The following is a 23152-nucleotide window of genomic DNA, read 5'->3' as shown; positions in this document are numbered from 1 at the left end:
CTGCTGGTGAAGCACGGACACACGCGCGACGAACGAGAAGGAGCGAGCGAACGATGCAGGGCACCGTGACGATGTACAGCACCACGTGGTGCGGCTACTGCCGTCGGCTCAAGAGCCAGCTGGAGCGCGAGGGCATCGCGTACACCGAGATCGACATAGAGCAGGACCCGTCGGCGGTCGCCCTGGTGGAGAAGGCGAACAACGGCAACCGCACGGTGCCGACGGTCGTCGTCGTCCCGCACGGCAGCGGCCCCGAGGTGACCATGACCAACCCGTCCCTCGCCGAGGTCAAGCAGGCCCTGGCCGCCTGAGCGAGGGCCGGGGACGTCGTGCCCGCCCTACCAGGGCGACGACACCAGCGGCTTGCCGTACCAGAGCTCGACCAGCCGGGCGGCGATGGACACACCCGACGGGGGCAGCACCTCGCCGGACTCCATCGCCGCCCGCAGCTCGTCCCGGGAGAACCAGCGGGCCTCCTCGATCTCCTCGCCGTCCACCCGCAGCTCGCTGCCGGTGGCGCGCGCCACGAAGCCCAGCATCAGGCTGGAGGGGAACGGCCACGGCTGGCTGGCGACGTACTCGACCTCGCCCACCGTGATGCCCGCCTCCTCGGCGACCTCGCGGATCACGGCCTGCTCGATCGACTCGCCCGGCTCCACGAACCCGGCCAGCGTGGAGAACCGCCCCTTCGGCCAGTGCATCTGCCGCCCGAGCAGCGCCCGGTCGTCCTCGTCCAGCACCAGCATGATGACCGCTGGGTCGGTGCGCGGGTAGTGCTCGGCGCCGCACGCCGGGCAGCGCCGGATGTGCCCGGCCGCGGCGATGACGGTGCGCTCCCCGCAGCGGGAGCAGAAGCGGTGCAGCCGCTGCCAGTTCTCCAGGGCGACCGCGTGCACCAGCAGTTCGTTGTCCCGCTCGGACAGCAGCGCCGCCGCCTCCCGCAGCCCCGCGGGCCGCGCCGCCTCGTCCATCCGGCCGGGCAACGCGTCCTTCTGGAGCGCGAAATACCGCACGCCGTCGGCGTCCATGCCCAGGAAGTACCGGTGGGCCTCGGTGAGCGGCGCGTCGAACGACGGCATCATCACCAGCTCGGTCCGGCCGTCCGCCGTCTCCTCGATCAGCGCCTGCCCCCCGGACACGACGAAGACCCGCGTCGTCGGGTGGCTCCAGGCCGCCCCCAGCCACGCCTCGTCGAGACGGTGGTGGGCACCGCGGTCGATGCCGCCGGTGCCGGTGAGGGGAATCTGCTGGACAGCGTCGTCCGAGGTGGTGCTCATGCCCAAAAGCCTAACCGGGGTCGTTCGGCTCCCAGGAGTCCTCCCCCAGCAGCAGCCGCTCCAGGCCGCGCCGTCCCGGCAGCACCGTGGGCCGCACCAGCTCGCCGCTGCGCACGTAGAGGAACGCCGCGCTCACCGCGGACAGCGGCAGCCCGTGTCGCTCCGCCCAGGCCAGCCGGTAGATGGCGAGCTGGAGCGGGTCGGCGTCCTGGCGGCGGGCGGTCTTCCAGTCGATGATCTCGAAGCCGCCGCGCGCCGTCCGGTACACGGCGTCGATGCGCCCGGTGATCACCCGCCCGGCGAGCAGCAGTTGGAACGGCGCCTCGATCCGGTACGGGGTCCGGGAGGCGTAGGGCGTACGGGCGAACGCCTCCTTGAGCGCGGCCAGCTCCCGTTCGTCCCGGATCTCCGTCTCCTCGTCCGGGTCGCCGCCGGGCAGCTCGTCCATGCCCAGCATGGGCAGCGCCAGCGTCTCGAACCGCGACTCCACCCAGGCGTGGAAACGGGTCCCGCGCCGCGCGGCGGGCTGCGGCGGGCGCGGCATCGGCCGGGCCAGCTCCCGGGCGAACCCCTCGGGGTCGGCGGCCAGCCGCTGCACCTGCGAGGCGGACAGCGACGCCGGCAGCTCCACATCCCGCACCGCCGCCCGCGACCGCCGCAACTCCCCGGCCAGCGCGGCCAGGTCGCGGTCCCAGGACGCCACCGTGCGCTGCTCCTCGGGCGTGAGCTCCGCCTCCTCGTCCGCCGGGTGACGGTCATCCCCGGGTGACGCGTCCGGCTCTGTGAGATCCGCGACATCGCCCTCCCGCCGGGGCCCCGGCACCCCCCGCAGCCGCGCCAGCACCGCGTCCGCCGCCTCCCTGCGGCGGGCCAGCGCCGCCTCGTCCAGCGGCAGCGGCCAGTCGGGCCCGCGGGCGGGCCCGGTCAGCGCCGGGTTCTCCGCGTCCTCGGCCGGCGGCTCCGCCCAGTGCTCCACCTCGCCGTGCGCCGGGTCGGCCTCGCAGTGCGCGCGCAGCGCGGCCAGGAACGGCGAGGGCCCGCGCCGTTTCTTCTGGCTGGGCCCCCACCAGTGCCCGGAGCCCAGCAGCAGGGACCGCGGGCGGGTGAACGTGACGTAGCCGAGCCGCAGCTCCTCCAGGCCCAGGTGCCCGGCCACCTCGGCCGTGTACTCCTTGTACGCCGCGGCGGTCCACTCCTCCAGGGCGGGCAGCGTGTCCGCGTCCCCGCGCAGCGGGTGCGGCAGCGTCCGGGCCTGCCGCAGCCAGGAGTCCCGGGTCTGCTTCGCCGGGAAGACGCCCTCGCACAGCCCGGGCACCGCGACCACGTCCCACTCCAGGCCCTTGGCCTTGTGGGCGGTGAGCACCTTGACCGTGTTCTCGCCGCCGGGCAGCGAGCTGTCCAGGCCCCGGTCGTACTGCGCGGCGGCGCGCAGGAAGGCCAGGAACGCGGGCACGGTGGCCTCGCCGTCCACCGCGGTGCCGTTGCGCCCGGCGGCGAAGCCCGCGGCCAGGTCCAGGAACGTGCCCAGCGTCTCGCGGCGCCGGGCGGCCAGCGCCTGCGGCGAGGCCGACAGCTCGACCTCCAGGCCGGTGGCGGCCAGCACCCGGTGCAGCACGTCCATCAGCGGGTCGCCCAGCGACCGCCGCAACTCCCGGATCTCGGCGGCCAGATGCGCGAACCGCACCCGGGCCTCGGCGGAGAACGGCAGCCCGTCGTCCGCCTGCTCCCCACCGCCGCCCTCCACGAACGTGTCCAGGGCGTCGGCCAGTGAGGTGAGCTCGGCCGGGTCGGTGCCCTCGACGGCGCCGGCCAGCCGTTCCGCCCCCTCGCCCTCGGCACCCCGGCCGTGCCGGACGAGCAGCCGGGCGCGGCGCCCGAGCAGGGCCAGGTCGCGCTGCCCGATCCGCCAGCGCGGCCCGGTCAGCAGCCGGACCAGCGCCGCGTTGGCCGTGGGATCGGCCAGCACCTGGAGCACGGCGACGAGGTCGGCGACCTCCGGCAGGTGCAGCAGCCCGGACAGGCCGACGACCTCGACCGGCACCTCCCGGGCCACCAGCGCGCGCTGGATCTCGCCGAAGTCGCCCGCCGTGCGGCACAGCAGGGCGATCTCGCCCGGCGGCGTGCCCGTGCGCACCAGGTGGGCGACGGAGTCGGCCAGCCACTCCAGCTCCTCGGCGGCGGTGGGCAGCAGGGCGCAGCGCACACGCCCGGCCCCCTCGGCGCCCTCGGCCGGCCGCAGCGGCACCACGGCGGAGTGCCGTTCGCGCAGCGGCGCGGCCAGGTCGTTGGCGAGGGTGAGCAGCCGGCCGCCGCTGCGGCGGTTCTCGCTGAGGCTGTCGCGCCGGGCGGGGGTCCCGTCGCGGTGCGGGAAGTGCTCGGGGAAGTCGTCCAGGTTGGCCACGGAGGCGCCGCGCCAGCCGTAGATGGCCTGGCAGGGGTCGCCGACCGCGGTGACCGCGTGCCCGGTGCCGCCGCCGAACAGCCCGGCGAGCATGATCCGCTGGGCGACGGAGGTGTCCTGGTACTCGTCGAGGAGCACCACCCCGAACTCCTCGCGCAGCGTCCGCCCCACCTCCGGAACGTCCCGGGCGAGCCGGGCGGCCAGCGCGATCTGGTCGCCGAAGTCCAGCAGATCGCGCGCCCGTTTGCGGGCCCGGTACTCCTCGACCACGGTGAGCAGCCGGCCCCGGCCCTCGGCGGCCACCGGGATCTGCCGCAGGTCGGCGTTGGTCAGCCTGGCGTCCGCCAGCTCCCCCAGCAGCTCGCCGTCGAACGCGCGCAGCTCGTCCGGGCTCACCAGGTGCTCGGACAACTCGCCGTCCAGCGCGATGAGATCGGTGACCAGCGTGGTGAAGCTCGCGGCCGGCGGCTCGAAGTCGGCGGGCGCGGCCCGCAGCACCTCGGCGGCGAGCTGGAAACGGCCGGCGTCCGCCAGCAGCCGGGAGGCGGGCTCGATGCCGAGCCGCAGCCCGTGCTCGCTCAACAGCCGCCCGGCGAAGGCGTGGTAGGTGGAGATCTGCGGCTCGCCGTCCTCGGCGGCGTCCACGCCCGCCCGGGCCAGCGCCTTCCGCACGCGCTCGGCCAGCTCCCCGGCGGCCTTGTTGGTGAACGTGAGCCCCAGCACGCGCCCCGGCTCCACCTGCCCGGTGCCGGTGAGCCACACCACACGGGCGGCCATCACCGTCGTCTTCCCCGAGCCGGCGCCCGCGACGATCGCCTGCGGCGCGGGCGGCGCGGTGACGCACGCGAGCTGCTCGCGGGTGAACGGGATTCCCAGCAGCTCCCTGAGCTCCTCGGGACGGCTGAGTCGGGCGGGCACCCGAGTGAGACTAACCCGGGGCACCGACACCCGGCCGGGCACCGGCCGTTCAGTCGACCACCTGGCGGCCCTCGGGCCGGGCGCTGCACGCGCCGGTGAACGCGCACGAGCCGCAGTGCTGCCCGGTGGCCGGGGTGAAGCGCTCGTCCAGGACGCGGCCGGCGGCGGTGGCCAGGAGGCCGCCGACCCAGTCGCCGTTCGCGTCGCCCCGGTCGCCGTCGAGCGGCTGCTGCCGCTGCACGGCGGGCAGCGTGTCGCCGCCGTCGCGCTTGGCCGCGCCCTGCCGCAGATGCACCAGCTCGGCGCCGGCCACCTCGGCGCCGGCCTCGCCGTGCCGGACGGCGAGCTGGTAGACGGCGAGCTGCGGATGGCGTTCGACGTCCTTGTTGGTGGGCCGGGTGCGGCCGGTCTTGAAGTCGACGATGTACACCCGGCCCTCGCCGTCCCGCTCGACGCGGTCCAGCACGCCCCGGATCCGCACGCTGTGCTCCCCCGCCTCCAGCGTGACGTCGAACTCCTGCTCGGTGGCGACGGGCTCGCGGCCCTCCGCCGCCCGGAGCACGTGCCAGCGCAGGAAACGCTCCAGTGCGGCGCGCGCCTCGGCCTGCTCGCGGCGGGACTGCCAGGGCGCCTCGAAGGCGAGGGAGTCCCAGACGGTGTCGAGCCGTTCCATGAGGACGGACAGGTCGGCGGGGGTGGTGCCGGAGGCGACCTCGTCGGCCAGCACGTGCAGCACGTTGCCGAAGCCCTGGGCGGCGGTGGCGGGCGCGTCGGCGTGCACCTCCCGGCCCAGGAACCATTGCAGCGAACAGGTGTTGACGAGCTGGCCCAGCGCGCTGCCGGACAGCGTGACCGGCGCGGCCGGGTCGCGCAGCGGCGCCGGGGAACGGGTCGGCTCGCGCAGTCCCCACCAGCGCTCCGGGTGGGCGGCGGGCGCCAGGGCGTGGCCGTCGTCGTCGCGCAGCGCGGCGAGGTCGGCCAGCCGCCGCGCGGCGGCCCGGCGCAGCGCGGGCGAGGCCGCCGGGTCCACGGTGGTGGCGCGCAGCTCGGCCACCAGCGCGGCCAGCGCGAGCGGGCGGCGCGGGCGGCCGGAGATCTCCTCGGGTTCGACGCCGAGTTCGCGCAGGAAACGGGAGGGCTGGTCGCCGTCGTCGGCGCCGCGCACCGCGGTGACGACCAGCCGGTCGCGGGCGCGGGTGGCGGCCACGTAGAACAGCCGCCGCTCCTCGGCCAGCAGCGCGGCCGGGCTCAGCGGCTCGGCCAGCCCGTCGCGCCCGATGCGGTCGGCCTCCAGCAGCGAGCCGCGGCGCCGCAGGTCGGGCCACAGCCCCTCCTGCACGCCGGCGACCACCACGAGCGACCACTCCAGGCCCTTGGCGCGGTGCGCGGTCATCAGCCGGACCGCGTCCGGGCGCACCGCGCGCGCCGCGAGCGTGTCGGCGGCGATGTCGTGCGCCTCCAGCTCGGCCAGGAAGTTGCGCGCGCCCCGGCCGCCGGTGCGCTCCTCGGCGCGCGCCGCCGCCTCGAACAGCGCGCAGATCGCGTCGAGATCGCGGTCCGCGTTGCGGCCGGCCGCCCCGCCGCGCCGGGCCGCCCGCTCCAGCCGTCCCGGCCAGGGCGTGCCGTCCCACAGCAGCCACAGCGCCTCCTCGGCGCTGCCGCCGCCGGCCAGCAGCTCGCGGGCCTTGCGCAGCAGCAGCCCGAGGCGCTGCGCGCCGCCCGCGTACGCCGGGTCGTGGGTGACCAGCCGTTCGGGCTCGGCCAGGGCGCGGGCGATGAGCTCGTCCGAGGGACGCGGCACGGCAACGCCCGCGGCCCGCTCCTCGTTGCGCAGGGCGCGGCCGAGGCGGCGCAGGTCGGCGGTGTCCAGGCCGCCCAGCGGCGAGGTGAGCAGCCGCGCGGCGGTCTCCGGGTCCAGCTCCCGCTCGGGCTCGGCAACCGCGCGCAGCGCCGCGAGCAGCGGGGCGACGGCCGGCTCCTGACGCAGCGGGAGGTCGTCGCCGTCGACCTCCAAGGGCACGCCCGCCGAGGTGAGCGCCCGGCGCACGCCCGGCAGGGAACGGGCGCCCGCCCGGACCAGCACCGCCATCTCGCCCCAGGGCACGCCGTCCTCCAGATGCGCGCGGCGCAGCAGATCGGCGATGTTGTCCAGCTCGGCGCCGGGGGTGGGGTAGATGAACGCCTCGGTCTTGCCGCCCGCGCGCTCGGCGGTCAGCGCGCGGTGCCGCCGCACGGCCTCCGCGGGCAGCCGGGCCAGCGGCATGCGGGTGGTGATCAGCCGGGTGGCGGCCAGCAGGGCGGCGCCGCTGCGCCGGCCGGTGCCGAGCACGGCGACCGGCGCGGGGGCGCCCTCGCGGGTGCGGAACGCGTCGGGGAAGCCGAGGATGCCGCCGATGTCGGCGCCCCGGAAAGCGTAGACGGACTGGTCGGGGTCGCCGAAGACCACCAGGTCGCGGCCATCGCCGGCCAGCGCCTGCAGCAGCGCGACCTGCGCCGGGTCGGTGTCCTGGTACTCGTCGACGAACACCGCGTCGAACTGGGCCCGCACGGCGGCCGAGATCTCCGGCTCCCCGGCCAGCCGCGCCGCGTCGCGCACCAGCTCGGCGTAGTCCAGGACGCCCTGCGCCTGCGTGACGTCCAGGTACTCGGCGAGGAAGTGCGCGGCGGCCTCCCAGTCCGGCCGCCCGGTGCGGCGCGCGAACCCGGCCAGCGTGCCGGGGTCCAGGCCGAGTTCGCGGCTGCGGGCCAGCACGGCGCGCAGCTCGTCGGCGAAGCCGCGCGTGGTCAGGCACGCGCGCAGCTCCTCGGGCCAGGCCAGGCCGCGCCCGGCCCGTTCCAGCTCGCGGTGGCCGGCCAGCATCTCCCGCAGGTACAGGTCCTGCTCGGGCCCGGAGAGCAGCCGCAGCGGCTCGGCGAACAACTCCCGGTCCTGATGGGCGCGGACGAAGCCGTAGGCGAAGGAGTGGAACGTCGTCGCGCGCGGCGCGGACGCCGTCAGCCGGGCGGTGAGCCGGTCCCGGAGACCGGCCGCGGCCTTGCGGCTGAAGGTGAGCACCAGGATCCGCTCGGGGTCGGTGCCGTCCGCCACCCGGCGGGCCACGGCCTCCACCAACGTGTGCGTCTTGCCGGTGCCCGGGCCGGCCAGGACCAGCAGCGGGCCGCCCGGGTGGTCAACCACGGCCCGCTGGCTTGCGTCCACTGCAACAGCGCGCGCGCCGTCGAGCGGGGTGCGCACCAGTCGGTACGCTCCCGGGGCGGGCGGCGGCCGGTCAGTGGACGGGACGGAGAGGCTCACGTGCATCGCGCATTCTCGGGGACGTTGGAGGAGACGGTACGCCAGTCGGCTCCCGGGGCGCAGCGTTTCGCCCCCGTACCCCGTACGGACGGTTCACCGCCTGGCGCGCGGCCCCATGGCGGAAGCTGGACTCTGTGAGCCGCGGATCAGCGGGGACCGGACTCGTCCCACACGGCGCGCCGCATGTCGATGCGGGGCGTGGCGCCGGGACTCGTTCCGGTGCGCAGCGGAGTGCCCTCCGCGCGGTAGTTGGCCAGCGCCCGGTCCTCGTGGCCGGGCAGCGGCCTGCCGTCGGCGCGGACGACCCGCCACCACGGCACCGCTCCGCCGTACTGGGCCATGACGCGGCCCACCTGCCGGGGACCGCCCTCGCCGATCAGCCGTGCGACGCCGCCGTAGGTGAGCACCCGGCCGGGCGGAATCCGTTCGACGGCGGTCAGTACGCGGTCCGCGTAGTCCGGGATCCGGTGCCCGGAAGTGGAACTGCTGCCTGCCATGGGTGCCATCGTGCCGTATGTCACGGGGGGCACCCTCACAGCCGTCTCCCGTGCCACTATCGTCCCAGCGCGGGGGTGAGCTGGTCGGCAGTTCCAGCACGAGGAGAATCCCGGGGAAGCGACCAGTGATACGAGGCGAAGAAGAGCGGGCACAGCGTCCGGGCGGGCGGTCCGGGGAGCGGCAGGACGAGCCGCCCGAGCCGCCGCTCGACGCGTCGCTGCGCGCGGATCCGACCCAGGCGGGCCGGCTGGAGGTGGACGAGCCGATCCTCGCCGCCCGGGTGCACCGCCCCAGCGACCTGTTGCGGGTCCTGCTCGGGCTGCTGGGCATCGGCATCGTCATCGGGCTGGCGACGTTCGCGATCGGCACCACCGAGGGCATCGAGCAGGACGTCGACAAGGGCGCCGCGCAGGCCCCGGGCCTGCTGATCAACTTCGCCGGGTTCGCCTCGGCCGTCGCCGTTCTCGTCGTCCCGGTCGCGTTCGCCATCGGGCGCCTGATGAAACGGGACGGGCTGCGGATCGCCGACGGCGTGCTCGCGGCGGTGCTGGCGCACGGCGTCTCGCTGTCGTTCAGCCTGTGGGTGGCCCGGATGGCGCCCGACTCGGTGCAGGGCGCGCTGATCCGCGACGCCCCCGGCGGCGGGCTGACCGAGCCGGTGCACGGCTATCTCGCCCCGGTCATCGCCTATGCGACGGCCGTGGGCATGACGCACCGGCCGCGCTGGCGGCTGGCGATGTGGTCGGTGGTGGCGCTGGACGCCGTCGCCGTGCTGGTGGCCGGGTTCACCACGCCGTTCTCCATCATCGTCACGGTGCTGATCGGCTGGACGATCGCGTACGCCACGCTGTACGCGGTCGGTTCGCCCAACGTCCGCCCGACCGGGCAGCAGCTCCTCGCCGGGCTGCGCCATGTCGGCTTCCGCCCGGTCAGCGCGCTCAGCGCCGAGATGCCCGGCGCCGCCGAGGCGGCCGAGGGCAACGACCGCACCGAGCCGACCCGCCGCTACCTCGTCACGCTGGAGTCCGGCCCGCCGCTCGACGTCACCGTGGTGGACCGGGCGCAGCAGGCGCGCGGGTTCTTCTACCGCGCGTGGCGGCGGCTCGCGCTGCGCGGCATCATGACCCAGCGCCGCAGCCTGCCGTCGCTGCGCCAGACGCTGGAGCAGGAGGCGCTGCTCGCCTACGCGGCCATCGCCGCGGGGGCCAACGCGCCCAAGCTGATCGCCACCTCGGAGCTCGGCCCGGACGCGGTGATGCTCGTCTACGAGCACATCGACGGCCGGACGCTGGACTCGCTGCCGGACGACGAGATCACCGACGGGCTGATGGAGGCCGCCTGGGGCCAGGTCACCGCGCTCCAGTCGCGGCGGATCGCGCACCGGCGGCTGGACGGCGACTCGTTGCTGGTGGGCCGGGACGGCACCGTCTACCTCACGCACCTGCGCAACGGCGAGATCGCGGCCGGCGACCTGCCGCTGCGGATGGACGTGGCGCAGTTGCTGACCACGTTCGGCCTGCGGGTCGGCGCGGAACGGGCCGTGGCCGCCGCCGTGTCGGTGCTCGGCCCGGACGCGGTGGCCGACAGCCTGCCGCTGCTCCAGCCGATCGCGCTGACCCGCGCCACCCGGGCGGCGCTGCGGCAGTTGGCGCGGGAGCGCGCCCAGCGGGAGCGGCAGGCCGTGCTGGACGCGACGCGCGCCTACCGAGAGGCGCGCGGCAGCCTGCCGGAGGACGCCGACCGCAAGGCGGTCAAGGCGGCCAAGCAGGCGGAGAAGCAGGTGATGGAGGAGGCGCTGGAGAACGCCCGCGAGGCCGATCTGCTCTCCCTGATCCGCCAGCAGGTGCTGCTCATCCGGCCGCAGGCGCCCATACAGCCCGCCCGGGTCGAGCGGATCAGGCCGCGCACGCTGGTCAGCCTCATCGCCGCCGTGTTCGCCGCGTACTTCCTGACCTCGCAGCTCATCGACCCCAAGTTCCAGCGGGTCTGGGAGAACGCCAACTGGGGCTGGGTGCTGGTCGCCGCCGGCTTCTCCGCGCTCACGTACTTCGCCGCGGCGATGAGCCTGCTCGGCTTCGTGCCCGAGAAGGTGTCCTACCCCCGGACCGTGCTGGCGCAGGTCGCGGCCTCGTTCGTGAAGCTGGTCGCGCCGGCCGCGATCGGCGGCGCCGCGCTGAACGCCCGCTATCTGGAGCGCCAGGGCCTGCGCCCCGGGCACGCGGTGGCCAGCGTGGGCGCCTCCCAGTTGTTCGGGCTGGCCAGCCACGTGGTCCTGCTGTTCACCTTCGGCTATCTGACGGGAACCGAGCACCGGCCCACGCTGTCCCCGTCCCGCACGGTCATCGCCGGCCTGCTGACGGTCGCGGTGGCGGTGCTGATCGTGACCGCCATCCCGAGCCTGCGCAAGGCGCTGCTGGACCGGGTGCGCAGCCTGTTCGCGGGCGTCGTGCCGCGCATGCTGGACGTGGTGCAGCAGCCGAAGAAGCTGCTCAGCGGCATCGGCGGGATGCTGATGATGACGCTGGCGTTCGTGCTGTGCCTGGACGCCTCGCTCCGCGCGTTCGGCGAGGAGGTGCACTACCCGACCATCGCCGTGGTCTTCCTCGCGGGCAACGCCCTGGGCTCGGCCGCGCCGACGCCCGGCGGTCTGGGCGCGGTCGAACTCGCGCTCAGCGGTGGCCTGACGACGTTCGGCGGGGTTCCGACGAGCGCGGCGCTGGGCGCGGTGCTGCTGTTCCGGCTGATGACGTTCTGGCTGCCGGTGCTGCCCGGCTGGATAGCGTTCACCCAGCTCACCCGCAAGGAAGCCATCTAGCTGTATCGCCAAAGGAGCCGCGCCCCCCGCTCGTGCCAGCGGGGGGCGCGGCTTCTCCTTGCGGATGCGAGGTTCCCGGCCGTAATCTCCGGCGCATGCGGGAGTACAGCGTGGGGCGGGCGGCACGGCTGCTGGGCGTGAGCGCCGACACGATGCGCCGCTGGGCGGACGCCGGGCGGGTGCCCACCCGGCGGGACGAGGCGGGCAAGCGGCTGATCGCCGGGGCGGACCTGGCGGCGTTCGCGGTGGCGCTGGCCGAGGCGGCGTCGGCCGCCGGCGAGCCGGCCGAGCCGTACACCAGCGCCCGCAACGCCTTCCCCGGCATCATCACCGCCGTGAAGCTCGGCGACGTCGCCGCGCAGGTGGAGATCCAGGCCGGTCCCCACCGGCTGGTGTCGCTGCTGACCCGGGAGGCCGTGGAGGAGCTGGGCCTGGCCGTCGGCATGGAGGCCGTGGCCCGGGTCAAGGCCACCAGCGTGCACATCGACAGGAGCTAACCGAACGTGCCCGAGCCGTCCGCTCCCGGCCGCCCCCGGCGCCCGCGCCCGTGAACCGGCGCCCGCCCCGGACCCTGGCGCTGCCCGCCGCCCTCGGCGTCGCGTTCCTCGTGGTGCCGCTGCTCGGCATCGTGGCCGACGCGCCCTGGCGGGACCTCGCCGAACGGCTCACCTCGCCCGCCGTCACCGAGGCACTAGCGCTGTCCCTGACGGTCTCCGGCTGGGCGCTGCTGATCTCGCTCCTGCTCGGCGTGCCGCTGGCCTGGCTGCTGGCCCGCACCGACTTCCCCGGCCGGACGGCCGTGCGCGCCCTGGTGCTGCTGCCGATGGTGCTGCCGCCCACGGTGGCCGGCATCGCGCTGCTCCAGGGGTTCGGGCGGCGCGGCCTGCTCGGCGGCCCGCTCGAATCCGTGGGCGTCACGCTCCCGTTCACCACCGCCGGGGCCGTCGTGGCGGCCACCTTCGTGTCGATGCCGTTCCTCGTCATCAGCCTGGAGGGCGCGCTGGCCGGACTGGACCCGCACTTCGAGGAGGCCGCCGCCACGATGGGCGCCGGCCCGCTGCGCACGCTGCGCCTGGTCACGCTGCCCATGGTCGGCCCCGCGCTCGCCGCGGGCGCGGCGCTGACGTGGGCGCGGGCGCTGGGCGAGTTCGGCGCGACCATCACGTTCGCCGGGAACCTGCCCGGCGCCACCCAGACCCTGCCGCTGAAGGTCTATCTGCTGCTCCAGGAGGACCCGGCCGGCGCCACGGCCGTCTCCCTGTTCCTCCTCGCCATCGCCGCGGCCGTGCTCATCGCCCTGCGCGGCCGGTGGCTGTCCCCGGGCCGCCCCTCACCCGGTTGACGCCGCCCGGAGTGCGCCCCGGGCGCCCGCCCGCCGACGATGAGGGTAGGCCCTGTCCGGCCGATCTTCCCGGGCCCGCGACGCCTGGCACGCACACTCGCTGCGTTGCCGAATCGCGCGAGTACGACCAAGTACGAGCTGCGATCCGGCGCCTTGCAATCGCACGCACCAGACGCCGCTGGCTGATCCGACAAGACCGACCGGACAGGACCCACTCGGAGCGAACGATGGGAGCCGCCGACATGACTCGAGCCCGGCGCGCGATCCCCTGCCTCCTCGCCGTCTCCGCGCTCCTCGCCGCCGCCTCCTGCACAACGGACGCGGCCGGGCCGGTCAGCCGCGGTCGCACGCCGGCCCTCGCCGCCCGGGCCGACGCCACGGACACCGACGACCTCCCGGAGTCCCTGACCGGCCAGCGGCTCGACTGGTCCCCCTGCGACAACCCCGAACCCTCGCAGGGCGACGACCAGATGGCGCCCTCCCCGCTGCCGGACGGCGGGGAGTGGGAGTGCGCGACGATGACCGCGCCACGGGACTACACCGAGCCCGAGGGCGAGACCATCGACCTCGCGCTGGTGCGCGCCCGCTCGCGCGCCCGGGGCGAGGAGCGCGTCGGCTCGCTCATCTTCAACTTCGGCGGCCCGGGCGGCTCCGGCGTCATCACGCTGCCCGCGTTCGGACAGGACTACGCGGACCTGCGCAAACGGTTCGACCTGGTCAGCTTCGACCCCCGGGGCGTCGGCGACAGCGAGGGCGTCTCCTGCCTGGACGACGCGGAACTCGACGCCTACTTCGCCGCCGACCCCGTGCCCGGCAACGCCCGGGAGCGCCGCGAACTCACCGGCCGCCTCAAGGACTTCGCCGAAGGCTGCGAGGAGCGGGCGAGCGACCTGCTGCCGCACCTCACCACCACGGCCACCGCCCGGGACCTGGACCTGATGCGCGAGGTCCTCGGCGACGACAAGCTGTACTACTTCGGCATCTCCTACGGCACCGAGCTGGGCGGCGTCTACGCCCACCTCTTCCCGCGCCGCGTCGGCCGCGCCGTCTTCGACGCCGTCGTGGACCCGGCCGGGGACACCGAGGAGGGCGCGCTCGGCCAGGCCGAGGGCTTCCAGCTCGCCCTCGGAAACTACCTGGAGCGCTGCGCGGACAGCGCCGACTGCCCGCTGGGCCGGGACCCCGACGACGCCGAGGACCGCCTCGCCGGACTCCTGGAACGCCTGGCCGACCGCCCGATGGCCACGCAGGACCCGGACGGCCGCCGCCTGACGCAGTCCCTCGCCTGGAACGGCATCGCGCAGGCGCTGTACTCCGAGGACTTCTGGCCCTACCTCACCCAGGGCCTGGACGACGCGCTCGCCGAGGACGCCCCCGACGGCACCGTGCTGCTCACCCTCGGGGACGCGATGAACGGCCGCAATCCGGACGGCACGTACAGCACGTTGCAGTCCTCCCTCACCGCGATCACCTGCGCCGACTCCAGCGAGCGGTACAGCGAGCGGGATGTGCGCGACGCGCTGGACGAGTTCGAGGACGCCTCGGAGATCTTCGGCCCGCCGATGGCCTGGGGGCTGCTCACCTGCACGCACTGGCCGGTGGAGGGCCGCCGCGCCCACCCCGACGTGGCGGCCGGGGGCGCGGCGCCGATCCTGCTCATCGGCACCACGGGCGACCCGGCCACCCCGTACGAGGGCACGGCCCATATGAAGGAGGCGCTCGGCGAGGACGTCGGCGTGGAACTCACCTACGAGGGCGAGGGGCACGGCGCCTACAACAGCGGCAACGACTGTGTGCGCTCGGCCGCCAACGGCTATCTGCTGCGCGGCGAGGTCCCCGACGACGGCACCACCTGCGGCGGCTGAGACCGCCCGGCCGCATCGGATCCCGGCGCGAATCCCCGTTCCAGGCCCTACAGTTGACGAAGGAGACCTGCTCGGACCGTTCGGACCCCGGGGGGAGGGCCGCACCATGACACCGGAAGCCGACCGCGCCGCGCTGGCCCAGTTCTGCGCGCTGCTCCCGCGGTTGCGGCGCATGGTGGGCGGCCCCGCCTCCGCCGCCCGGCGGGCCTTGGTCGAGCAGGTGGTGGAGGCGGCCCGCCGGGGCGCGCCGATCGGCGACGAGCTGGCCCGGCTCGGCCTTTCCGCCGATCCCCCGGGATCCCCGGACGACGGGCACCGCGCCGCTCCCCTGCCGCCGCCCGTCGAGGCCGCCCGGCGGCCCGTCACCGGCGTCTACCTCTGTCCGGCGTCCGCCTGCCCGCGCGCCGAGGTGCGGGCGGCGGGCGAGGCCCTGCCGACGTGCGACGTCCACGAGCGGGCCCTGCGGTTCGTCGCGGACGGCTGACCCATGACGACCGGCCTGCTGTCCGAGCTCGGCAGAAGGATCGCCGAACGCTGGGTCGCCCTGCTGGTGCTGCCCGGCCTGGTCTTCACCGCCACGGCCGCCGCCGCGTTCTCCCTCGGCCATGGCGACTGGGCCGAACTGGACCTGCTGCGCGACCGGTTGGCCGACCTCGGCGCCGGCTCCGGGGCCGGCGCGCAGCCCGGCTCGGTGCGCACCGCCCTGCTGCTGACCGGGGTGGTCGCGGCCTCGGCGGCGTCCGCGTTCGTCGCCCGGGCGCTCGGCGCCCCGTTCGAGGCGCTGCTGCTCGGCCGCTGGCCGCGCGTCCTGCGCCGCCCGGCCGCCGCGCTCACCCGCCGCCGCCGCGCCGCCTGGCGCGCCCTTGACGAGCGGTACGAAACGGCCCGGGCCGCCGGCGCGGACGGCCACCACCTGGGCGAGCTGGCCGACGACCGCAACCGGCTCGCCCTCGCCGAGCCCCGGCACCCCACCTGGACCGGCGACCGCATGCACGCCCCGGCGACCCGCGTCGAGCGCGAGTACCACCTGGACCTGGCCGCCGCCTGGCCCCGGCTGTGGCTGCTGCTGCCCGACTCCAGCCGTGAGCCGCTGGCCGCGGCCCGGCAGCGGTTCGACGAGGCCAACGCGCTGGGCGGCTGGGCCGTCCTCTACACCGCCCTGGGCGCCCTGTGGTGGCCTGGCGCCCTGCTGGGCCTTTCGATCGGGTACGTCGCCCGGCGCCGGGCGCGCGTCGCCGCCGACGGCTACGCCGAGCTGGTCGAGGCGGCCGTGGACGTTCATCTGCACGAGCTGATCGAGCACTTCGACGACGCGACGCGGCCGGTGCGCCCGCAGGCCGGCGCCCGCGTCACCGAGCGGTTCCGGAAGGCGACCTGACGGACCGGCCCACCGAGGGGGGAAGACCGTTGCGCGACCATCTGCTGAACACCCTGCGGACCCGCCTGCGCCGGGCCGCCGCCACCCGGGACCCGAGCGGGCTCCGGTCGGACGAGGCGCTGGCCGAGGCCGAGGCGCTGCTGGCCCACGCGGTCACCGCGGAGGGCGAGCCGGACGCGGAGGTCCTGCACCTCACCGGCATGCTGCGCTGGTACCGGGCGGCGACGGCCGGATCGCCCGAGGAGGGCGCGGCCGAGGGCACCGCCGCCACCCTGATCCTCTCCCCGCTCTACCTGGCCCGCCCCGACCTGCTGCCCGAGGAGGTGCGCGCCTGGTACGCCCAGACGCTGGGCGACGACGAGCCGTTCGGGGAGGAACGGGCCCACGCGTACGCCGAGTCGCTCAGCAACCTGGCCATGCTGCTCATGGCCCGCGGCCTCGTGCCCGACGAGCCGCGCCCCCGCCGGACCGCGATCGTCCTGCTGCGCGACGCCCTGGCCCGGCTGCCCGGTGACCATCCCTCCCGCCCCGTGGTGCAGTGCAACCTCGGCTACGCGCTGGTGATCGCCGACTCCCTCCCGGCCGCCGGCGAGGGCCCCCCGGCCCTGCCCCACCTCGCCGAGGCTACGGCCCTGCTGCGCGAGGCGTACGCCGCCACGCCCCGCGACCACCCGGGCCACGCCCGGTGCGCGAACGGGCTGGCCCTCGCCCTGCGCCAGGGGTACGCGGCGGCGGGCGGGGACCCGGCCCTGCTGGACGAGGCGATCGGCCTGTTCCGCACGGCCGTGGACACCGCCGGCGATCTCGACGACAACCTGCCGCAGATCCTGGCCGACTTCGCCGAGGCGCTGCTGCTGCGGACGGCCCGCGCGGGCGAGTCGGCCCCCGACGGCCTGCCCTCCCTCGCCGACCTGGACGAGGCGGTGAGCGCGGCGCACCGTTCTGTGGAGCTCACCCCCGACGAGGCTCCGGAGCTGGCCTTCCGGCTGGCCACGCTGAACGACGCCCTGGCCGCCCGGTACGAACAGTCCCAGTCCGCCGCGGACCTGGACGGCTGCGTCGAGGCGCTGCGCGGCCTCCTGGAGGTCCTTCCCGAGCAGGCCGAGGCCGAACGCGCCGCGGTCCGGCTCCAGTTGGCGCAGGTGCTGATGAACCGCCAGTTCTTCCACCGGCCGACGGGGGCGGAGGGGCTGGAGGAGGTGACGGCGCTGATGGCGGAGGCCGCCGCCGCGATGCCCGAGGGCAGCGAGGAGCGCGCCTCGACGCTGGCGGCGATGGAGTCCATCGCCCGCCACGGCACCCCGCACCGGGTCTTCGACACGCCCTCGGAGCTGGACGACATCGATCTGCGGCTGATGCCGCGGCCCGGCACGGTGCCCACGACCGAGTCGGACCACATGAACGCGCTCATCGGGGAGTTGCTCGGCCTCGGCGCCGAGCGGGGCGAGAGCCGCGACGCCCAGCTCATGGACTTCATGGCCACCGTGCTGCGCTACCCGCACCGGGCCAGCCTGGACGAAGTCATGGCCGCCGGCTTCCGGACGTTGGAGCAGCGTTACGCGCATCTGCCGCCCGAGGAGCGGCAGCGCGCGATGGCCCGGGTCATGAACGCCGACGCCCGGCCGGCCGGGCCCGCCGAGCCGCCGGACACCTCGGACGTCGACGAGGTGCTGGGCCTGGTCGAACAGGCGCTGCGCGACCTGCCGGCCGACCACCCCGGCCGGGTCCTGCTCCGGCTGTCCCGCGTCCAGCTCGTGCTGGTCCGGGAGATGCACGCCGGGAACCCCGACGCCCCGGCCCGGGAACGGATCGCGCGGCTGACCGCGACGATGCCCACCATGGACGACCTGGCGGGGATGCTCCGGAGCCTGAGCGAACGCGTCGACTTCACCCCGGACCTCTTCCGGCCCATGATCATGCTGGGCAGCGCCACGTGGTCCCCGTTCGAGGCGCTGGCGATGGGCGAGCGCGGGGTCCGGGCGCGGCGCGCGGAGGTGGCCGCCGCCCCGGACGACCCCGAGGCGCTGGCGGGCCTGGCCTTCCAGTTGTTCCTGCTCCACGACCTGGCCGACGACGACGCGGCCTACCGGGAGGCCACCGCGCTGGCCCGCCGGCTGGTCGCCGGGGACCGGCCGGTGAACACCTGGATGCTCGGGGCCTGGGCCGGCGCGGCGGCCGGCCGGCTCCAGCTCGCCGCGCTCGCGACCCGCCCGCCGGAGGAGTCGGAGCTGCCCTCCAGCCGCCTGGCGCGGCTGGCCATCGACCAGGCCGCGACATCGCTGGACGAGTACGACGCGCCCGGCGCGCTGGAGGCACTGGAGGAGGGCCGGGCGCACATGCTGTCCCACGCGCTCAACACCCGGCGCGAACTGGACGATGTGCGCCGGGCGGATTCCGGCCTGGCCCGGGAGTTGGAGGAGGTGCGCGCCCGGCTGACCGGGCTGGTGCCCGCGTGGCCGCCGACCGGCGAGTCCACCGCCGAGTATCACGGGCTGCTCCGCGAGTGGGGCGAGCTGACCGGGCGCCTGCGCGACCTTCCGGGCTTCGACCGTTTCCTGCTCCCGCTGCCGCTGGGCCTGGCCGACCTGCGCCCGGCCGGCGCGGAGGGCCCGGTCGTCACCGTCAACGTTCACCCCCGGCGGTGCGACGCGCTGATCCTGGACCCGGACGGCCTGCGCACGGTGCCGCTGCCGGACCTGCGCGCCGGTGAACTGGCCGAGCAGGCCGGGGCGTTCCACGCGGCCGTGGAGAGCGCCGCGGCGGGCGGCGCGCTCGCCGGGGCGGCGAACCAGGTGGTGCTGGACACGCTGAGCTGGCTGTGGGACGTGCTGGCCGAGCCCGTGCTGACCGAGCTGGGTCTCACCGGGCCGCCCGCCGGCGACTGGCCCCGGCTGTGGTGGTCCCCGGGCGGCGCCCTCACCTCGCTGCCGCTGCACGCGGCCGGTCACCACACCGTGCCGGGCGCCTCGGTGCTCGACCGCGCGGTGTCCTCGTACACCCCCACCCTGCGCGCCCTCATGCTCAGCCGGGCCCGCCCGGTGCCGCGGCGGCGGACGCCGCTGGCCGTGGCGATGCCGAAGACCCCGGGCCACCGCCCGCTGCCGCGCACCGTCGCGGAGGCGTCCGCGCTGGCCGCCGAAACCCTGCTCGGCCCCGAAGCGACGCGCGCGGCGGTCCTCGCCGCGCTGCCCGGGGCGCACGTCGCGCACTTCGCCTGCCACGCGGCCGGTGACCCGGCCGACCCGGGGGCGGGTCATCTGCTGCTGCACGACGGGCCGTTGGGGCTCACCGACATCAGCCGGCTGACGCTGCGGAACGCGGAGCTGGCCTATCTGTCGGCCTGCGGCACCGCGCGCGGCGGGGCGCGGCTGGCGGACGAGGCCATCCATGTGGCCTCCGCGTTCCAACTGGCCGGGTTCACCCAGGCGATCGCCACCCTGTGGGAGATCGGCGACGGCTTCGCGGCCTCGGTGGCGGCCGACGTGCACCGCGAGCTGGCCCCGGCGATGGCCGCCCCGGCCCGGCTGCCCGCCGCGCTCGCCCTGCACACCGTGACCCGCCGCGTCCGCGCGGAGCTGCCCGGCCGGCCGCTGAGCTGGGCGGCGCTGATCCACGCGGGCGCCTGAGGGTCAGCCCGCCGCCCGCACCGCCGGGACGTCCAGCGCCATGCCGTAGAGCCGGGCCACCCGGAGCCGGATCACCACGCGCCGCTCGGCCACCTGCTCGGCGAGGAACTCCGCCTCCTCGGCCGGGTCGGCGAACCCGGGGGTCATCGCGAGCAGTTCCCGTCCGACCGCGTCGCCGGGCACGGCGGCCTCCTCGGACACCTCCACCTCGCCCTCGGCCACCGCGAACGACCAGGAGTCCGGGCTGGCGTGCAGGGCGGCACGTGAATTGCGCCGCAGCAGGCGGGTTTTGAGGCGGTCGGCGGTGGTCGAGACGCGGATCGTCCGCTCGGCCGGGTCCCAGTCGTACATGACGGTGGACAGGTGCGGGTGGCCGGTGGAGCGGACGGCGGCCAGTACGCCGAAGGTCTGCTCGGTCAGCATCCGGGACAGTTCGTCGTCGGACAGGGCGCGGGGGGCGGGGCGGTTGTCGTTCATGGTTCTCTCTCCTCGTTCTGGTTCTGGTTCTGGTTCTGGTTTTTGGTGATTCGAGGTGTGGTCCGTCGTCCCGGTCACAGCGCCGCGGCGGGCGCCACGGCGCCGGTGTCCGCGCCTGCCGCCTCCGGGGCCGGGTGGGTGCGGCGCAGCACCACGGCGGCCAGCACGAGGGCGGCGAGCAGCAGTCCGGCGCCCACGGCGAACGCCAGGCGGTAGCCCCCGGTGAGCGCGGCGGCCCCGGACTCGCCCTGGGCGAGCAGGCTTTCGGTGCGGCCGGCCGCCAGCGTGGTGAGCACGGCGACGCCGAGGGCGATGCCGACCTGCTGGGTGGTGTTGAACAGTCCGGACACCAGCCCCGCGTCGTCCTCCCGGGCGCCGGACATGCCCAGGGTGGTGAGCGCGGGGAGCGCCAGCCCGAACCCGGCGGCGAGCAGCATCACCGGGAGCAGGTCGGTGGCGTAGTCCGCCCGCTCGGGGAGGCGGCTGAGCGCCACCAGCAGCCCGACCAGGAGCAGCAGCCCGGCCAGCAGGACGTTGCGCTCACCGAAGCGGGCGTTGAGCCGGGCGGAGACGCCCAGCGACACCACGCCGATGACGACCGCGGCCGGCAGCATCGCGAGCCCGGTCTCGGCCGCGCCGTAGCCGAGGACCCGCTGCATGTAGAGGGCCACCAGGACCTGGAACGAGAACAGCGCGGCGACCATCAGCATCTGCACCAGGTTGGCGCCCGACACGTTGCGCGAGCGGAAGATCCGCAGCGGCACCAGCGGGGTCCGCGCGGTGGCCTGGCGCATCGCGAACGCGGCGAGCAGCGCCAGCGACAGGGCGCCCAGGCCGAGGGTGTGGGCCGACAGCCAGTCGTGCTCCTCGACCTTGACGACGGTGTAAATCCCGAGCATCAGCCCGCCGGTGACCAGCAGGGCGCCCAGGACGTCGGCGCCGGCGGCCGTGCCGAGGCCGCGGTCGGCGGGCAGCACGGGCAGGGCCAGGAAGAGCGTGGCAAGCCCGATGGGGAGGTTGATGAAGAAGATCCAGTGCCAGTTGAGCGCGTCGGTGAGCAGGCCGCCGGCCACCTGGCCGATCGAGGCCCCGGCGGCGCCGGTGAACGCGAAGACGGCGAACGCCCGTGCCCTCTCCCGGGGTTCGGGGAAGAGCGTGACCAGGATGCCGAGGCTGACGGCGCCGGCCAGGGCGCTGCCGATGCCCTGGAGGAAGCGGGCCGCGATGAGCAGCGCGGGGGTGGTGGCGGCGCCCGCGAGCACGGAGGCGGCCGTGAACACGGCGGTGCCGGCCACGAACATCCGCTTGCGGCCGAGGAGATCGCCCAGCCGCCCGGCGAGGAGCAGCAGGCTGCCGAACGCGATCGTGTAGGCGTTGACGATCCAGCTCAGCCCGGCGGGGCTGAAGCCCAGGTCCTCCTGGATGGCCGGCATCGCCACGGTGACGATGCTGCCGTCGAGGATGATCATCAGCATCCCCGTGGCGACGACTCCGAGGGCGAGCCAGCGCGAGGGAGGCGCGGAGGGCGCGGTGGCGGTGGACATGAGGTCTCTCCAGTTCCATGACGGGATGGCGACAGGAGAGACCCTAGCAGATAGTTCTGTTGCAGACGATCCTTCTCGGATCGAAGCACTGGATCGAAGGCGCGCCCTACTTCTCGCGCTGCCGGGGCCGGCGCGCCGCCCCCGGGCTCTCGGCCGGCTCGGCCAAGTGCCCCTCGACCAGCCGGTTCAGCGCCTGGACGAGCACGTCGCGCTCGCGCTGCGGCAGCGCACCCAGCGCGTCGGCGTGGACCTGGTCGACGATCTTCTGGCTGCGCCGCGCGACCCGCTCCCCCTCCTCGGTGACGGCGATGATCCGCGCCCGCCGGTCCTTGCTTGACGCGCGGCGCTCGGCGAGCCCGGCGCGCTCCAGGGCATCGACGGTCACGACCATCGTGGTCTTGTCCATGTCGCCGATCTCGGCGAGCTGGATCTGGGTGCGCTCCTCCTCCAGGGCGTGGACGAGCACACAGTGCATGCGCGCGGTCAGCCCGATCTCGGCGAGGGCGGCGGCCATCCGCGTCCGCAGGACGTGGCTGGTGTGATCGAGCAGGAACGACAGGTCGGGCTCGGTGCGGTTGGGTGCCATGGCAGTCATAACCCCAGCGTAACCAATTAGGTCCGTGATGGATTATCCGCGAACTGGCACGATTGCCGCCCTCGTCCCGGCCCCGGCCGCCGGTCAGCCCAGCGCGGCGAGCAGTTCGCGTTCCCGCGCGGCGTCCAGCCCGGCCCGCCGTTCGCGGTCCAGGCCCTGGGCCCGTTCCCAGGCCAGGGTGTCGGCCACCAGGTCCCGCCGGGGCCGGTGGCGCAGCCCGGCCGCGACCGCCGCGGAGCCGTCCCGGGCGGACCAGCCCTCCCAGCCGGGCTCGACCACCCACATCGGCAGCGAGCCGGGCCCCATGTACTGGACCACGCCTTGGGCCAGCAGCCAGTCGGAGCCGGCCGCAACCACCGGTCCGGTGTGCCCGCCGGCCGTGCGGCTGAGATCGATCCACTCGGCGAACGGCACCACCGGGCCGGTGGCGTCGAACGTGCCCGTGGTCCCGGCGCCGGCGGCGTCCAGCAGCCAGCCGGTCAGGTCCCGCACGTCCACCACCTGGGTCGGCATGTCCGGGGTGTCCGGAACGAGCATCGGCTCGCGCGGCGCCCGCGCGGCGCGCGCCGCCCAGTAGCCGGACCGCCCGCTGTGGTCGCCGGGCCCGCCGATCAGCCCGGCCCGCGCCACCAGCAGCCGGTCCCCCACGGCCGCCGCCGAGGCCAGCTCGCAGGCGGCCTTGGCCTCGCCGTACTCCTCGCGCCCCACCTCGGCGCGGTCCGTCGGCGGCAGGGTCGCCGCCGACTCGTCCGCGCCCGGCACATAGGGCGGGTCGTAGACGTTGACCGAGGACACATAGGCCCAGTGCCGGGCCCGTTCGCCCAGCGCCTCCAGCGCGCCGCGCACGAAGCCCGGCTGCCACGACACCTCGACCACCGCGTCCCACTCCCGGCCGGCCACCGCCGCGTAGGCCCCGGGGTCGCGCCGGTCGGCGGCGACCAGCTCCGCCCCGTCCGCCACGGCGCCGCTCTCCCCGCGCGCCAGACACGTCACCCGGTGGCCGCGCGCCACCGCCCGTTCCGCGAACTCCCGGCCCACCCAGGCCGTGCCGCCCAGCACCAATATGTCCATCCCTGCACTCAAGCACCGCACACCCCGGCCGACGCGCACAATATGCCCAC

General features: G+C 75.6%; 15 protein-coding genes and 1 pseudogene. 8 read left to right on the top strand and 8 right to left on the bottom strand.

The features are described from left to right. The first annotated feature begins 53 nt into the window (after nucleotides 1-53). The gene (locus tag RM590_RS07960) at nucleotides 54-311 is read left to right on the top strand and encodes a mycoredoxin (protein WP_311703681.1); all 258 of its coding nucleotides are present in this window, start codon (nucleotides 54-56) and stop codon (nucleotides 309-311) included. 27 nt (nucleotides 312-338) lie between these two features. Here RM590_RS07960 and nudC read toward each other — a convergent pair whose 3' ends face one another. The 4 genes from nudC to RM590_RS07940 form a co-directional block, all read right to left on the bottom strand. Next, nucleotides 339-1277: an NAD(+) diphosphatase gene (gene nudC, locus RM590_RS07955; RefSeq protein ID WP_311703680.1), complete on the bottom strand. Its 939-nt coding sequence runs from the start codon at nucleotides 1275-1277 to the stop codon at nucleotides 339-341. A gap of 10 nt (nucleotides 1278-1287) precedes the next feature. Further along, the gene (locus tag RM590_RS07950) at nucleotides 1288-4596 is read right to left on the bottom strand and encodes an ATP-dependent DNA helicase (RefSeq protein ID WP_311703679.1); all 3309 of its coding nucleotides are present in this window, start codon (nucleotides 4594-4596) and stop codon (nucleotides 1288-1290) included. A 49-nt stretch (nucleotides 4597-4645) separates the two neighbouring features. Continuing rightward, nucleotides 4646-7897, bottom strand: a complete 3252-nt coding sequence (locus RM590_RS07945; RefSeq protein WP_311703678.1) for an ATP-dependent helicase — start codon at nucleotides 7895-7897, stop codon at nucleotides 4646-4648. Nucleotides 7898-8037: 140 nt separating this feature from the next. Then, nucleotides 8038-8388: an MGMT family protein gene (locus tag RM590_RS07940; RefSeq protein ID WP_311703677.1), complete on the bottom strand. Its 351-nt coding sequence runs from the start codon at nucleotides 8386-8388 to the stop codon at nucleotides 8038-8040. Nucleotides 8389-8405: 17 nt separating this feature from the next. Here RM590_RS07940 and RM590_RS07935 point away from each other — a divergent pair, with 17 nt between their 5' ends. The 7 genes and pseudogenes from RM590_RS07935 to RM590_RS07905 all read left to right on the top strand — a co-directional run bounded on the left by RM590_RS07935 (nucleotide 8406) and on the right by RM590_RS07905 (nucleotide 19415). Next, entirely contained in the window at nucleotides 8406-11204 is a 2799-nt protein-coding gene (locus RM590_RS07935; protein WP_394813820.1) for a lysylphosphatidylglycerol synthase transmembrane domain-containing protein, read from the top strand. 95 nt (nucleotides 11205-11299) lie between these two features. After that, on the top strand, nucleotides 11300-11701 hold the full coding sequence (locus tag RM590_RS07930) for a TOBE domain-containing protein (protein ID WP_311703676.1): 402 nt from the start codon (nucleotides 11300-11302) through the stop codon (nucleotides 11699-11701). 50 nt (nucleotides 11702-11751) lie between these two features. Continuing rightward, a pseudogene (locus RM590_RS07925) lies at nucleotides 11752-12516 on the top strand (ABC transporter permease); the annotation flags it as partial. Nucleotides 12517-12788: 272 nt separating this feature from the next. After that, nucleotides 12789-14411: an alpha/beta hydrolase gene (locus tag RM590_RS07920; RefSeq protein ID WP_311703675.1), complete on the top strand. Its 1623-nt coding sequence runs from the start codon at nucleotides 12789-12791 to the stop codon at nucleotides 14409-14411. 106 nt (nucleotides 14412-14517) lie between these two features. After that, nucleotides 14518-14895, top strand: coding sequence for a hypothetical protein (locus RM590_RS07915; protein ID WP_311703674.1), 378 nt, complete (start codon nucleotides 14518-14520; stop codon nucleotides 14893-14895). 3 nt (nucleotides 14896-14898) lie between these two features. Next, on the top strand, nucleotides 14899-15789 hold the full coding sequence (locus RM590_RS07910) for a hypothetical protein (RefSeq protein WP_311703673.1): 891 nt from the start codon (nucleotides 14899-14901) through the stop codon (nucleotides 15787-15789). 29 nt (nucleotides 15790-15818) lie between these two features. Continuing rightward, nucleotides 15819-19415 (top strand): CHAT domain-containing protein, encoded by a 3597-nt coding sequence (locus tag RM590_RS07905; RefSeq protein WP_311703672.1) that lies wholly within the window; start codon nucleotides 15819-15821, stop codon nucleotides 19413-19415. 3 nt (nucleotides 19416-19418) lie between these two features. Here RM590_RS07905 and RM590_RS07900 read toward each other — a convergent pair whose 3' ends face one another. The 4 genes from RM590_RS07900 to RM590_RS07885 form a co-directional block, all read right to left on the bottom strand. Then, complete coding sequence (locus tag RM590_RS07900; protein WP_311703671.1) at nucleotides 19419-19892, bottom strand: TIGR03618 family F420-dependent PPOX class oxidoreductase; 474 nt, start codon at nucleotides 19890-19892, stop codon at nucleotides 19419-19421. Nucleotides 19893-19966: 74 nt separating this feature from the next. After that, nucleotides 19967-21436 carry an MFS transporter gene (locus RM590_RS07895; protein WP_311703670.1) on the bottom strand — a complete coding sequence of 490 codons (1470 nt, stop codon included), beginning with the start codon at nucleotides 21434-21436 and terminating at the stop codon, nucleotides 19967-19969. Between the two features lie 106 nt (nucleotides 21437-21542). Continuing rightward, entirely contained in the window at nucleotides 21543-22031 is a 489-nt protein-coding gene (locus tag RM590_RS07890; protein ID WP_311703669.1) for a MarR family winged helix-turn-helix transcriptional regulator, read from the bottom strand. A gap of 84 nt (nucleotides 22032-22115) precedes the next feature. Further along, nucleotides 22116-23102 carry an NAD-dependent epimerase/dehydratase family protein gene (locus RM590_RS07885; protein WP_311703668.1) on the bottom strand — a complete coding sequence of 329 codons (987 nt, stop codon included), beginning with the start codon at nucleotides 23100-23102 and terminating at the stop codon, nucleotides 22116-22118. Nucleotides 23103-23152 lie beyond the last annotated feature (50 nt).

The organism is Streptomyces litchfieldiae (genome assembly GCF_031845365.1).
In the GTDB taxonomy this organism is placed as follows: domain Bacteria; phylum Actinomycetota; class Actinomycetes; order Streptomycetales; family Streptomycetaceae; genus Streptomyces; species Streptomyces litchfieldiae.
Note: the sequence above shows the minus strand (reverse complement) of the source record. Positions and strands in the feature narration are given on the sequence as shown.

Coding starts and splice junctions, on each gene's coding strand:
- RM590_RS07960 (WP_311703681.1), top strand. CDS start 54: ATGCAGGGCACCGTGACGATGTACAGCACCACGTGGTGCGGCTACTGC.
- nudC (WP_311703680.1), bottom strand. CDS start 1,277: ATGAGCACCACCTCGGACGACGCTGTCCAGCAGATTCCCCTCACCGGC.
- RM590_RS07945 (WP_311703678.1), bottom strand. CDS start 7,897: ATGCACGTGAGCCTCTCCGTCCCGTCCACTGACCGGCCGCCGCCCGCC.
- RM590_RS07940 (WP_311703677.1), bottom strand. CDS start 8,388: ATGGCAGGCAGCAGTTCCACTTCCGGGCACCGGATCCCGGACTACGCG.
- RM590_RS07935 (WP_394813820.1), top strand. CDS start 8,406: ATGTCACGGGGGGCACCCTCACAGCCGTCTCCCGTGCCACTATCGTCC.
- RM590_RS07930 (WP_311703676.1), top strand. CDS start 11,300: ATGCGGGAGTACAGCGTGGGGCGGGCGGCACGGCTGCTGGGCGTGAGC.
- RM590_RS07920 (WP_311703675.1), top strand. CDS start 12,789: ATGACTCGAGCCCGGCGCGCGATCCCCTGCCTCCTCGCCGTCTCCGCG.
- RM590_RS07915 (WP_311703674.1), top strand. CDS start 14,518: ATGACACCGGAAGCCGACCGCGCCGCGCTGGCCCAGTTCTGCGCGCTG.
- RM590_RS07910 (WP_311703673.1), top strand. CDS start 14,899: ATGACGACCGGCCTGCTGTCCGAGCTCGGCAGAAGGATCGCCGAACGC.
- RM590_RS07900 (WP_311703671.1), bottom strand. CDS start 19,892: ATGAACGACAACCGCCCCGCCCCCCGCGCCCTGTCCGACGACGAACTG.
- RM590_RS07895 (WP_311703670.1), bottom strand. CDS start 21,436: ATGTCCACCGCCACCGCGCCCTCCGCGCCTCCCTCGCGCTGGCTCGCC.
- RM590_RS07890 (WP_311703669.1), bottom strand. CDS start 22,031: ATGACTGCCATGGCACCCAACCGCACCGAGCCCGACCTGTCGTTCCTG.
- RM590_RS07885 (WP_311703668.1), bottom strand. CDS start 23,102: ATGGACATATTGGTGCTGGGCGGCACGGCCTGGGTGGGCCGGGAGTTC.